Source organism: Streptomyces sp. NPDC000941, assembly GCF_053599555.1.
Genome location: NZ_JBSFMM010000288.1, coordinates 1 through 12,273, shown reverse-complemented (window position 1 = coordinate 12,273; position 12,273 = coordinate 1). Strand labels below are relative to the sequence as shown.

Sequence of the window (12,273 nt, the reverse complement as noted above, 5' to 3'; positions counted from 1 at the left end):
GGCCGGACTCCTGTGGAGTCCGGCCCGCCCGATGTCCGTCCGAGAGCGCCAGGTGGTGTCAGGCCGCGAGCAGCTTGCGCACCCGGTCGGCGCCCACCGCGAGCAGCAGCGTCGGCAGCCGGGGGCCGGTGTCCCGGCCGACCAGCAGTTGGTAGAGCAGCGCGAAGAACGTGCGCTGCGCGACCTTCAGCTCCGGCGTCGGCTTGGCGTCCGCCGCCAGCCCGGCCTGGAGCTTGGGCACCCCGTACACGAGCGTGGTCAGCCCGTCCAGCGACCAGTGGGTGTCGAGCCTGTCCAGCAGCAGCCGCAGCGACTCGCGCTCGGTCTCGCCGAGCGAGGCCAGCAGCTCGGTGTCCGGCTCGTCCCGCACCCGGGTGCGCTGCTCGGCCGGAACCTGGGTGTTGATCCAGCGCTCGGCCCTGTCGAGCCGCGGCCGGGTCTCGTCCAGCGACTTCACGGGGTTGTCCGGGTCGAGCTCACTGAGGATGCGCAGCGTCTGCTCGTCATGGCCGGTGGTGATGTCGACCACCGACGCGAGCATCCGGTACGGCAGCGGGCGCGGGGTGCGCGGCAGCTCGCCGGAGGCGGTGCGGGTGGCACGGCTGTACGCGGCCGCGTCCGCCGGCTGGGCCGCCCCCTCCGTGATCTTGCGCTCCAGGGCGTCCCACTCGTCGTAGGTCCGCTGGATCTCCTGGTCGAACGCGATCTTGAAGGACTGGTTCGGCCGGCGGCGCGCGTACAGCCAGCGCAGCAGCGGTGCCTCCATGATCTCCAGCGCGTCGGCCGGGGTCGGCACGCCGCCCTTGGACGAGGACATCTTGGCCATGCCGCTGATGCCGACGAAGGCGTACATCGGGCCGATGGGCTGCTCGGCGCCGAAGACCTCGCGCACGATCTGTCCGCCGACGACGAACGAGGAGCCGGGCGAGGAGTGGTCGACGCCCGAGGGCTCGAAGACCACGCCCTCATAGGCCCAGCGCATCGGCCAGTCGACCTTCCAGACCAGCTTGCCCCGGTCGTGCTCGCGCAACAGCACGGTCTCGCCGTGGCCGCAGGCGCAGGTGTACGCCAGCTCCGTCGTCTCGTCGTCGTACGAGGTGACGGTGGTCAGATCGCGCTCGCACACCGAGCAGTACGGCTTGTACGGGTAGTAGCCCGCGCCGCCCGCGCCGCCGTCGTCCTCACTGGCCGCGCCGGAGCCCTCGGCGGCCTCCAGCTCGGCCTCGTCGACCGGCTTCTGCTGCTGCTTGGCGGGCTTCTTCGCCCCGCCGGCCGCCTTGTCCTTGTCCTTGTCCTTGGTGCGGTAGCGGTCGAGCACGGCGTCGATCTGCCCGCGGTGGCGCATCGCGTGCAGGACCTGCTCGCGGTACGCGCCCGAGGTGTACTGCTCCGTCTGGCTGATGCCGTGGAACTCGATGCCCAGCTCCCGCAGCGCCTCGATCATCGGCGCCTTGAAGTGCTCGGCCCAGCTCGCATACGGGGATCCGGGCGGGGCCGGGACGGAGGTCAGCGGCTTGCCGATGTGCTCGGCCCAGGAGGCGTCGACCCCGGCCGGGACCTTGCGATACCGGTCGTAGTCGTCCCAGGACAGGATGTGCACGCATTCATAGCCGCGCCGCCTGATCTCGTCGGCGACCAGGTGCGGGGTCATGACCTCGCGCAGATTGCCGAGGTGGATCGGGCCGGACGGGCTGAGACCCGAGGCGCAGACGATCGGTTTGCCCGGGGCGCGACGCTCCGCCTCGGCAATAACCTCGTCGGCGAATCGGGAGACCCAGTCGGTCTCGGTGCTCTGAGCCACGGTCGGCACTTCCTTCCTTGCGGTCATGGCGACACCATTGTCCCAGACGGAACGAGGGGCCCGAAGGTTTTCCACAGGCCGCCGAAGAGCAGGACAAAGCGTTGGACACGCCGTGAAATACTGAGGTGGACCCAACCATCTATCGGAATGGCATTCCACTCATGGCCTCGGTCCCATCCCTTGCCGCCACAGTCCACCAGCGTCTCGCGGACGCCCTCTCGGCTGCCCTGCCGGAGGCCGGCGCCGCCGATCCGCTGCTGCGACGTAGCGACCGGGCCGACTTCCAGGCCAACGGGATGCTGGCGCTCGCGAAGAAGCTCAAGGGCAACCCGCGCGAGCTGGCCGCCAAGGTCGTGGAGAGCCTGCCGGCCGGCGAGCTGATCGCGGGCATCGAGGTCTCCGGACCCGGCTTCCTCAACATCACGGTGTCGGACGAGGCGATCGTGAAGACCCTCGCCGCCCGCGCCGCCGACGCCCGGCTCGGCGTTCCGTACGCCGAGAGCCCCGGCACGACCGTGGTCGACTACGCCCAGCCCAACGTGGCCAAGGAGATGCACGTCGGCCATCTGCGCTCGGCGGTGATCGGCGACGCGGTCGTGCGGATCCTGGAGTTCGCGGGCGAGAAGGTGGTCAGGCGCCACCACATCGGCGACTGGGGCACCCAGTTCGGCATGCTCATCCAGTACCTGCTGGAGCACCCGCACGAACTGGACCACAAGGCCGCCACGGGCGACCAGGGCACCGGGGACGACAAGGACCTGGCGGCCTCCGGCGAGGAGGCCATGTCCAACCTGAACCGCCTCTACAAGGCCGCGCGGGTGCTCTTCGACTCCGACGAGGAGTTCAAGGAGCGGTCCCGGCGCCGGGTGGTGGACCTCCAGGCCGGGGACGAAGAGACCATCGCCCTGTGGCGCAAGTTCGTCGACGAGTCGAAGATCTACTTCTACTCGGTCTTCGACAAGCTCGACATGGACATCCGCGACCCCGACGTCGTCGGCGAGTCCGGCTACAACGACATGCTGGCCGAGACCTGCCGGCTGCTGGAGGAGTCCGGCGTCGCGGTGCGCTCCGAGGGCGCGCTGTGCGTCTTCTTCGACGACGTCAAGGGCCCGGACGGCAACCCGGTGCCGCTGATCGTGCAGAAGTCCGACGGCGGCTTCGGCTACGCGGCCACCGACCTGTCCGCGATCCGGGACCGGGTCCAGGGCCTCCAGGCCGACTCGCTGGTGTACGTCGTGGACGCCCGGCAGTCGCTCCACTTCAAGATGGTCTTCGAAACAGCCCGCCGGATCGGCTGGCTGAACGAGAAGACCCACGCCTACCAGCTCGCCTTCGGCACCGTCCTCGGCAAGGACGGCAAGCCGTTCAAAACCCGTGAGGGCGAGACGGTGCGGCTGGTGGACCTGCTGGACGAGGCCGTCGAGCGGGCGACGGCCGTCGTCCGCGAGAAGAGCGAGGGGAAGATCGACCTCACCGAGGAGGAGATCGCCGAGCGCGGCGCCCAGGTCGGCATCGGAGCGGTCAAGTACGCGGACCTGTCCACGTCGGCCGCCCGCGACTACAAGTTCGACCTGGACCAGATGGTCTCGCTCAACGGCGACACCTCGGTGTATCTCCAGTACGCGTACGCCCGGATCCAGTCGATCCTGCGCCACGCCGGCGAGGGCCAGAACCCGGTCGCCCGCCCCGAGCTTCCCCTGGCCCCCGCCGAGCGGGCGCTGGGCCTGCACCTGGACCAGTTCGCGGAGGTCCTGCGGGAGGTCGCGGCGGGCTACGAACCGCACAAGCTGGCCGCGTATCTGTACCAGCTGGCCTCGTTCTTCACGACCTTCTACGACAAGTGCCCGGTCCTGAAGGCCGAGGGCGGCCCGGCCCAGGTCGAGAACCGCCTCTTCCTGTGCGACCTGACCGCCCGCACCCTCCACCAGGGCATGGACCTGCTCGGCATCCGCACCCCCGAGCGCCTCTGAGCGCTCCCGCGCGCCCCCGTTGCGGCGGCCTTCGCTCACTTTTGCGAAGGTCGCCGCAACGCTGCTTTCGGGCGATTTGCCCGGCAGAATCGTTACTGAGCGCATCCTACGATCAAGGTGAGGTCACATGGCCGAGGAAGCAGACAGGAGAAGCGACATGACGCTTGCCCCCGAGCGCCCGTGCCCACCCGTCGCGCACACCACGGAGGAGACGGCGGTCAGCCTCATCGACATCGCCGAGACGGTGTTCCAGAACCTTCCTGGATACCGGGCCGAGATCCTCGGAGGACAGCTGATCGTGACGCCCCCTGCCGATCCCCCGCACGCGGAATCGCTCACCAATCTCACGCTTGCGTTCGCCGCTCTTCACCAGGGCGAGACCCGCGTCGTCCAAGCCGTGGGCATCTGGCTGCCGACGGGCGACGAGGACTACGCGATCCCGGACCTCTCGGTCGTGGACGCGGATTTCCGTGACCACATGGCGCGGTACAACTGCATCGACCCCGCCGTCTTCCGCATGGTGTTCGAGGTCACCTCGTCCAACTGGCGTGATGATCTGGACCGCAAACCCAGCCACTACGCGCGCGCGGGCGTCCCCGTCTACGTCATCGGCGACCGCAAACACGGCGAGGTCATCGTCCTCACCGACCCCCACGATGGCGAATACCGCACCCGGTCCGTCCACCGCCCCGGCGAGTCCTTCGTCCTGCCCGAGTCCATCGGCGCCAAAGTCGAGCTGGAGGTCGACTCACTCCTGTCCGAGTGAACCGACCGCAGGCCGCTCCCCCTCCGCCGCGCAGAAAGCGTCGCGCTCCGGCCGCTCCCCGCCGACCAGGAAGTCGGTCACATACCCGTCCGAGCAGGCGTTGCCGTTGACCACGTACGCCCCGTGCCCGGTCTCGTCCGCCGTGACCATCCGGGCCCGCTCCCCGAAGGCACGGCGCAGCTTCAGCGCGCCGCTGTAGGGCGTCGCCGGGTCGCGCCGGTTCTGCACCAGCAGCACGTTCGACGGCCCGTCCGGGGTGATCCGCACCGGCTTGTCGCGGGGCACGTCGGGCCAGAAGGCACAGGTCATGACGTTCATCGGCATCCCGGCCGTCAGCGGGTGGCTCGTCCGGCTGGCCGCGACCTCGCGGGCGTAGGACGGCAGGGACTTCGACCACGAGACGTCGTTGCACAGCGTCGCGGTGCCCGAGGCCAAGGTGTTCTGCATCGCCTCGTCCGGCGGTGTGGCGGGCTTGGGCAGGTCCTCGCCGTCACGGGCGGCCCGGATCAGCTCGGCGAGGGCGGCGTAGCGGCTCCCGGGGAGGTCGGCGTACCGGCTCGGAGAGTAGAGGGTGTCGAGCAGCTGATGACGCAGCGCATTGCCGTTCAGCTCGGGCGGGTTGGCGCCCTCCCAGGGGATCGGATGGGCGTCCAGCCGGGCCGCGAGGTCGAGGAACAGCCGGCGGACGCCGTCGGGGGTGTCCGCGAGCTGATGCTCGCCGGGCTCGGAGGCGTACGCGGCGAAGGCGGGGAAGGTGTCCTCGACGCCGACGGCGAAGGCGGCCAGCCAGCCGCGCCCCACTCGCTTCGGGTCGGGGTCGTCGTTGCTGTCCAGCACCCACCGGTCGGTGCGCTCGGGGAACATCTGCGCGTACACGGCCCCCGCGTACGTCCCGTACGACGTGCCCCAGGCCGACAGCTTCTGCTCGCCGAGCGCCCGGCGGATGCGGTCGATGTCGCGGGCCTCGTTGACGGTGCTGACGCTCTTCAGCACCGGGCCGCCGTTGCGAGCGCAGGCGTCGGCCATGCGCCGTGCGGTGGCGACGTTGTCGGCGATGCTCCCGTCCGGGGCGGGCCAGGGGCGGGAGCGGGTGAGGGCCAGGTCTTCGTGGGCGAGGCCGCAGCTGACCGGCGTGGACCGGCCCCACGCCCCGGGGGTCGAAGCTGACGAGGTCGTACGCGTCCCGCACCGTCTGCGGCAGCTTGGCGCCCAGGGTGGACGGCCTGCTCAGGCCGGAGCCGCCCGGTCCCCCGGGGATCAGCAGCAGCGTGCCCCGGCGGGCGCCCGGCTTGGCACTGGAGACGCGGGAGACGGCGAGCGAGATCTGTTCCCCGCCCGGGTCGCGGTAGTCCAGCGGCACGTTGAGCGTCGCGCACTCCTGCCTCGGGTCGAGGCCGGTGCCCTCGCACACGCCCCAGTTCAGCGGCGTGGGGGATCGGGGGGCGGCCGCGTCGGCGGCGGCCGTGGAGGCGAGCAGCGAGGCGGCGGCGAGGGCCAGGGCCAGGGAGGCGGCCTTGACGTTGGCGATTCTCATGGGTCCGAGCCTCGCGGAGCCCGCTTCGAGATTCCATCAGGCCAACTGGCCGCTGCGGACGGGGGATAACCCCCGATCCGCCGCGTCAGCCGGCTTACCCGGTGGGGCTGCGTGTCAGGCCTTCCAGGTTTCGTCGTCCGGGTAGGCGATGTAGTTGCCCTCTGTCAGGGCCACCATGAAGCTGTATCCCCGGCCTTCGACGAGGTTCCATCCAGAGTCGGAGGCGTCGCGGCGCTTGCAGTTGCCGTTGCCGCCGACGGTGAGGGTGCGGGTCTGGCCGGTTTTGGGGTCGTAGATCTCGGCGTAGGCGGCGAAGCCGTCGGCCTCGATGTCGCAGAGCTCGACGATGTCGCCGTTGGCCTCGAACCGCAGGCGGGCCCCGGGGTCCCCGTCGTCCGAGTGGATCGTGTGGTCCCAAGCGATGGCGTGGGCGTTCGTCGAGGCCAGGACGGGCAGCGAGACGGCGGCGGCGAGGACCGCAGCAATCCGCAGCCCGGCCCCCTTGGTGGGCCTCCGAAGCTTCGGCACAGGGTGCTCCTTGATTTTTCTGGGACAGGCCACACCAACCGGCCTGCGGTGCGGTGAACTTGAGCCGGGAGATTAGCCGGGGCGTTTCCGGCCGTGAACAACTTCCCGCGTTTGTTGAGCATTTCCTGAGTTAACTTCGTCCACCTGCGCCTTTTGTTATGCGTCCCGCCAACCCTCCCCGAGCTCGAACCAGACGGTCTTGCCGCCGACCCCGAACAGCTCGTCGCCGATGGCGCAGCCGCCCCAGCTGTCGGCGATCACATCCAGAAGGCCGACTCCACGACCCTGCTCGGCCTCGGCGTCACCGGCCCAGTCCGCAGCCAGGTACGGGAGTTTGGGGTTGCTGTCGCAGACGCTGACCCGCACGCGCTTATCGCTTCGCCTGACATTCATGGACGCCGGACCGTCCGAGTGGGCGTAGGCGTTCGTAACGAGCTCGGACGCCAGCAGCTCGGCGGTGTCGGCCAGATCGTGCACGCCGTGCTCTTCGAGGATGAGGCGCAGTATGCGGCGGGCGATGCGCGGGGCGAGGGGGTCGCGGGGGAACTGGAGGGTGTAGTCCCAGTCTTCGGGCACACGGGGGTCGTTGCACATACGCGCCTCCGTAGAGTGAGTGACTTGACACACACCGTAGAGCATGTCGGGGTACGTGTACTCCTAACTTCGGGAAACTGGTACCTCGCTAGATCTTGTGCAGCGACAACGGCAGACTGTGCGCGACCAAGGAGAGAACCCATGCCACCCAGGAGTTCACCCACACCCCGCCAGCAGCGCCTGGGGGCCGAACTGCGCAAGCTGCGCGAACGCTCAGGTCGGTCAACCGTTGAGGCGGCGGCGATGCTCGGCCTCGACCGCGCCAAGGTCAGCAGCATCGAGACCGGCCGCGTGGGGCTGAGCGGGGAGCGGGTGCGCACGATCGCACGCCGCTACGGCTGCGCGGATCAGCAACTCATCGACGCGCTGGTCGCGATGACGGGCGATCGCACCCGCCACTGGTGGGAGGAGTACCGAGGCGTCCTGCCCAACGGCTTTCTGGACCTGGCCGAATTCGAGTATCACTCCGTGACGTTGCGCACCGCCCAAACAGCCACGCTGCCCGGTTTGCTCCAGACCGTTGACCACGCGCGAGCCCTATTTCAGGAAACGGTGCCGCCAATTCCACCCCACGAGGTGGAGCACCGCGTCTCCCACCGCGTCAAACGCCAGGCGGTTCTTCACCGGGATGACCCCCTTGAGTACACCGCGATCATCCATGAGGCCGCGCTGCGCATGCAGTTCGGCGGCAAGGCGACCACTCGGGCGCAGCTCGACCACATCCTCGAAATGAGCTGGCGCGACAACATCACCGTCCTCGCCATGCCATTCGCGGCGGGAGCCTTCCCCGCCCCCGGGCAGACGATCGTCTATGCCACCGGACGCGTGCCCCAGCTCGACACCGTTCAGATCGACGAGGCTCACGGTTCCGTATTCCTTGATGCCGCCACCCAGTTGGACACTTACCGCAGCATCCTTGACCGGATGGAATGCCTCGCCCTCAAGGCGGACCAGTCCCGGGACTTGATCCACGACATCGCACGATCCCTCTGAAAGGCAGGAACGTTGTCCACTCCGGTTTGGCACAAGTCCTCGTACTGCCAGGCGGCAAGCAACTGCCTCAACGTCGCCTCCGCCGCCGACGGAACCATCCGCCTCCGCGAGAGCGAGGCCCCCGACACGGTCCTCACCACCACTCCCGCCCGGCTCAGCGACTTCATACGCGCCGCCAAGGCAGGTGAATTCGACCACCTCACCCCCTAGCCGCATGGTTTGCGACCACACTGGCCAGCGCCGGACTGGCGACGACGGCGGGGCGGCTGGCGCCGCCGCCACGGTCCCGCGACTTCATCCGCGACATCGCACAGTCACTCTGAAAGGCAACACATTGTCCATGCTGGACTGGTACAAGTCTTCCTACTGCCAGGCGGCGAACAACTGCCTCAACCTCGCCTCCGCCGCCGACGGAACCATCCGCCTCCGCGAGAGCGAAACCCCCGACACGATCCTCACCACCACCCCCACCCACCTCGGCCACTTCATACGCGCCGCCAAGGCAGGCCAATTCGACCACCTCACCCCCTAGCCGCATGGTTTGCGACAAACTTCCCGATCGGCCTGGCAGAAAATCGCCGACGCGGACAACCTCCTCCCAACCGGGGCAGTCGGACGCCACGTAACTGGAACCCGATCTTTTGGAGGTAGTCATGCGACGCTGGGGGACCGCACTCGCGGCGCTCACGCTGGCCGGCGCCGGACTGGCGGCGACGGCGGGGACGGCCGGTGCCGCCACCACGTCGAGGACGGCCAACGCTTCGGCGGAGGCCTGCGCGACCGCGTGGGGCAGCGGCGAGAAGACCGCTCAAGATGCGAACTACAAGCCGCTGAAGAACATCAGGGCGGGTCAGCACGAGTGCTACGATCGCCTGGTGTTCGACATCAAGAGCGGCACGGCGGCCGGCCAGACCGGCTACCGCGTCGGCTATGTCGACGCGATGTACCAGGACGGCTCCGGCGACCCGATCGCGGTCGGCGGCGGCGCGATCCTGGAGATCCATGTGGCCGCGCCGAGCTATGACCCGGAGGTCGGCGGCGAGACGTATCCGGGGCGGGCCGGGAAGCCGCTGCCCGGGGTGGACATCGCCGGGTACCGCACGTTCAAGGACACCCGCTACGGCGCGAGCTTCGAGGGTGAGACCCAGGTCGGGCTCGGCGTGCGCGCCCGGCTGCCGTTCCGGGTCCTCCAGTCGGGCGACCGGCTGATCGTCGACGTCGCCCACTCCTGGGCCACCGCGCGCTGACCTCGGGCGCTGTTGTCACGGCCCTGCACCACGGGCCGTGACAACAGCCCGGAATACCAACTACCGCTTCCTGTGCCCAGGGTGAACCCCCTGGGTTTCCCGCCGCTCTTCGCCAAACCTGAGAGGCGACGAGATCAGCAGCTCCGCACGATCGCGGAGTGCGTCCACGACGGGGAAAGAAACGGCATGAGCGAGCACACCGAGACGCTGTACGACGCCATCGGCGGGATGGACACCCTGCGCCGGCTGAGCGACACCTTCTACGAAGCGGTCCTGGAGGACGCGCTGCTGGCCCCGGTCTTCGCCAACTTCAGCCGTACCCATATCGAGCACGTCGCCGTCTGGCTCGCCGAGATCTTCTCCGGCCCCGCCCGCTTCACCGAGGAACTGGGCGGCCACCAGTCCCTGCTGCGGTCGCATCTCGGGCTGGCGATCACCGAGGAGCAGCGGACCCGCTGGATGGAGCTGATGACGGCCGCCGTGGAGAAGGAGCTCCCGGACGACGAGCTGCTGCGCCGCCGCGTCGTGGAGTACTTCGACTGGGGCACCAAGATCGCCCGCGATGTCTCCGCCGAACCCGTCGGCCAGGACCTCGGCGAGCCGGGCCCGACCCCGCGCTGGGGCTGGAACGGCCTCCAGTAGGCCCGTCGGGGCCGATGTCAGTGGCACGCGCTTCACTGTCTCCTGTGAACGAAGACGAACTGCTGCCCGCCCTCCACGGCATGGTGTGGCCGGACACCCGGGTCCTGGACTGCCGGTCGGCCGGGCACGGGGCGGGGCATATGTGCCTGACGATCCCCGACGGGGCGGGCCTGAGCGAGCTCGTGGAGACCCTCAGCAACTGGTACGGGGAGCCGCGCACCCTCGTATCGGAAGGGCGTGCCGACCCCGCCGCGAGCGAGCGGACGGGGCTGCCGCTCATCGCTCCCTTCGGGGACGGCGAGCGCGTCGCCGAGATGCGCGCCTGGGCGTTCGGCGGCCGGTGGATCGGCTGCGGCGTGGTCCGCGTCGGCGGGGAGGCGCGGCTCATGGTGGTCGTGGCCCCGCGCACCACCCCGGCGCCGGACGAGTTGCCCGCCGGCGCCTCCTGGCTGGACCGGCTCGTCGCCGTGACCGGCTGGGACGCGGACCAGGTCGGCATCGACCCGATCCGCCTGGACCGGATGTACTCGGGCCGGATCCGTACGGCCGACTGCGCGGCGGCCGAGGAGCGGCTGGGCACGGCGCTGCCGAGCGACTACAAGAAGCTGGTCGAGACGTTCGGGGACGGCGCCTTCGACGGCTTCCTGGACGTCCGTCTGCCGGCCGACATCGTCAAAGGCGCCGAGTTCGCGTCCGGTTGGGCGAAGGCTCACGGCACCCCGTCCTGGGAGCCGCATCCGCCGTTCCCCGAGCCGGGCGGGCTGCTGCCATGGGCGGGCACCGAGCACGAGACATCGTTCTACTGGATCACCGAAGGGCCCGACCCCGACGCCTGGCCCGTCTATGTCACAGAGGTCGGCCCCGAGGCCGGGACCCGGTTCGCCATGACCACCACGGAGTTCGTCTTCCGTACGCTCGCCGACCCCGAGCACCCCTACTCCATGCCCGCCGACTTCGCCGCCCATTGGTTCATGAACTACAACAGGCCCTGGCCCGCCGACGGCACGGCGGATCTTGGGCGGTAGCGTGACGGCCCGAACCAGCAAAGAGGCGGGCGAAAGGGGAGCCGGGATGCGCTACGTCGTCATCGGAGCGGGCGCCATCGGAGGTGCGATCGGCGGGCGGCTCGCCCAGAGCGGGCACGATGTCGTCCTGGTGGCGCGCGGAGCGCACTACGAGGCGCTGCGCCGGGACGGGCTGCGGCTGCTGACGCCCGACGGCGCGCACCGGCTCCCGGTGCCCGTGGCCGACCGGCCCGAGGCCGTCGAGCTGCGCCCCGACGACGTACTCGTGCTCGCCGTGAAGACCCAGGACAGCGTGGCCGCGCTGGACGCCTGGGCGCCCCGCCCGGTGGCCGACGGCGGGACGGCGGCCGACCGGCTGCCGCTGGTGTGCGCGCAGAACGGGGTGGAGAGCGAGCGGCTGGCGCTGCGGCGCTTCCGCCGGGTGTACGCGATGTGCGTCTGGCTGCCCGCCACCTATCTGGAGCCGGGCGAGGTCATAGCCCCCTGCGCGCCCTGCACCGGCCTGCTCCACCTGGGCGGCTATCCGTCCGGCGCGGACGAGACGGTCCGGCGGATCGCGGCCGACCTGGAGAAGTCCCACTTCCTCGCGCCGGTCGTGCCGGACGTGATGCGCTGGAAGTACGCCAAGCTGCGGGGCAACGTCGCCAACGCCGTGGAGGCGGTCTGCGGGCCGGATGGGGGCGAGGAGGCGACGGCCCTGGTACGGCGCGCGAAGGCGGAGGCGAGCGCCGTCTTCGACGCGGCGGGCATCGACCGCGCGAGCGACGCCGAGCAGAGCGCGGTGCGCGACGGAAAGATGGACATACGCCCCGTCGCCGGCGGTGCGGCATGGCGCGGCGGTTCGTCGTGGCAGAGCCTGGTCCGAGGCTCAGGAACGGTCGAGGCGGACTATCTGAACGGCGAGATCGTGCTGCTGGGCCGGCTCCACGGAGTGCCGACCCCGGTCAACGAGGCGCTGCGGCGCACCGCGAACGAATGCGCACGCGAGCGCCGGACCCCCGGCACGATCACCGCAGCGCAGCTCACCCGGATCATCGACGCAGCCTGAACTTGCGGTGAGTATGAGACAGCGACACGCCGAAACGACGGCGTGTGGCGGTGTCATATATAGGAATAGCACACGTCTTAACACCATACAACAAAGATAGAATATGGGTTTTTGTTTTTGGTTTT

At 69.7% G+C, this 12,273-nt stretch carries 12 protein-coding genes and 1 pseudogene; 9 read left to right on the top strand and 4 right to left on the bottom strand.

Annotated features, from left to right (window positions below; all coding sequences use genetic code 11):
- Nucleotides 1–58 precede the first annotated feature (58 nt).
- Nucleotides 59–1,828: a lysine--tRNA ligase gene (lysS, locus tag ACWDSL_RS47805; RefSeq protein ID WP_450495319.1), complete on the bottom strand. Its 1,770-nt coding sequence runs from the start codon at nucleotides 1,826–1,828 to the stop codon at nucleotides 59–61.
- 134 nt (nucleotides 1,829–1,962) lie between these two features.
- Between lysS and argS the strand changes: the two genes are divergently transcribed.
- Together argS and ACWDSL_RS47795 are read left to right on the top strand one after the other, a co-directional pair.
- The gene (gene argS / locus ACWDSL_RS47800; protein WP_450495317.1) at nucleotides 1,963–3,771 is read left to right on the top strand and encodes an arginine--tRNA ligase; all 1,809 of its coding nucleotides are present in this window, start codon (nucleotides 1,963–1,965) and stop codon (nucleotides 3,769–3,771) included.
- 157 nt (nucleotides 3,772–3,928) lie between these two features.
- Nucleotides 3,929–4,537, top strand: a complete 609-nt coding sequence (locus ACWDSL_RS47795) for a Uma2 family endonuclease (RefSeq protein WP_450495315.1) — start codon at nucleotides 3,929–3,931, stop codon at nucleotides 4,535–4,537.
- Here ACWDSL_RS47795 and ACWDSL_RS47790 read toward each other — a convergent pair.
- The 3 genes and pseudogenes from ACWDSL_RS47790 to ACWDSL_RS47780 all read right to left on the bottom strand — a co-directional run bounded on the left by ACWDSL_RS47790 (nucleotide 4,520) and on the right by ACWDSL_RS47780 (nucleotide 7,193).
- A pseudogene (locus ACWDSL_RS47790) lies at nucleotides 4,520–6,071 on the bottom strand (alpha/beta hydrolase). The gene ACWDSL_RS47795 and the pseudogene ACWDSL_RS47790 overlap by 18 nt on opposite strands.
- A gap of 114 nt (nucleotides 6,072–6,185) precedes the next feature.
- Nucleotides 6,186–6,599 carry a hypothetical protein gene (locus ACWDSL_RS47785; RefSeq protein WP_450495314.1) on the bottom strand — a complete coding sequence of 138 codons (414 nt, stop codon included), beginning with the start codon at nucleotides 6,597–6,599 and terminating at the stop codon, nucleotides 6,186–6,188.
- A 156-nt stretch (nucleotides 6,600–6,755) separates the two neighbouring features.
- Nucleotides 6,756–7,193 carry an ATP-binding protein gene (locus ACWDSL_RS47780; RefSeq protein ID WP_450495312.1) on the bottom strand — a complete coding sequence of 146 codons (438 nt, stop codon included), beginning with the start codon at nucleotides 7,191–7,193 and terminating at the stop codon, nucleotides 6,756–6,758.
- Between the two features lie 141 nt (nucleotides 7,194–7,334).
- On the opposite strand from ACWDSL_RS47780, the gene ACWDSL_RS47775 reads away from it, so the two are divergent.
- From ACWDSL_RS47775 to ACWDSL_RS47745, 7 genes are all read left to right on the top strand, one after another.
- Entirely contained in the window at nucleotides 7,335–8,186 is an 852-nt protein-coding gene (locus ACWDSL_RS47775) for a helix-turn-helix domain-containing protein (protein WP_450495310.1), read from the top strand.
- 12 nt (nucleotides 8,187–8,198) lie between these two features.
- A complete protein-coding gene (locus ACWDSL_RS47770) occupies nucleotides 8,199–8,396 on the top strand; it encodes a DUF397 domain-containing protein (RefSeq protein WP_450495308.1) in 198 nt (65 codons plus the stop codon).
- A gap of 130 nt (nucleotides 8,397–8,526) precedes the next feature.
- Complete coding sequence (locus ACWDSL_RS47765; RefSeq protein ID WP_450495307.1) at nucleotides 8,527–8,718, top strand: DUF397 domain-containing protein; 192 nt, start codon at nucleotides 8,527–8,529, stop codon at nucleotides 8,716–8,718.
- 121 nt (nucleotides 8,719–8,839) lie between these two features.
- Nucleotides 8,840–9,433, top strand: a complete 594-nt coding sequence (locus tag ACWDSL_RS47760) for an AMIN-like domain-containing (lipo)protein (protein WP_450495305.1) — start codon at nucleotides 8,840–8,842, stop codon at nucleotides 9,431–9,433.
- Between the two features lie 186 nt (nucleotides 9,434–9,619).
- Nucleotides 9,620–10,075, top strand: a complete 456-nt coding sequence (locus ACWDSL_RS47755) for a group II truncated hemoglobin (protein ID WP_450495303.1) — start codon at nucleotides 9,620–9,622, stop codon at nucleotides 10,073–10,075.
- A gap of 44 nt (nucleotides 10,076–10,119) precedes the next feature.
- Nucleotides 10,120–11,100, top strand: coding sequence for an SMI1/KNR4 family protein (locus tag ACWDSL_RS47750; protein WP_450495301.1), 981 nt, complete (start codon nucleotides 10,120–10,122; stop codon nucleotides 11,098–11,100).
- A 46-nt stretch (nucleotides 11,101–11,146) separates the two neighbouring features.
- Nucleotides 11,147–12,148, top strand: a complete 1,002-nt coding sequence (locus ACWDSL_RS47745) for a ketopantoate reductase family protein (protein WP_450495300.1) — start codon at nucleotides 11,147–11,149, stop codon at nucleotides 12,146–12,148.
- Nucleotides 12,149–12,273 lie beyond the last annotated feature (125 nt).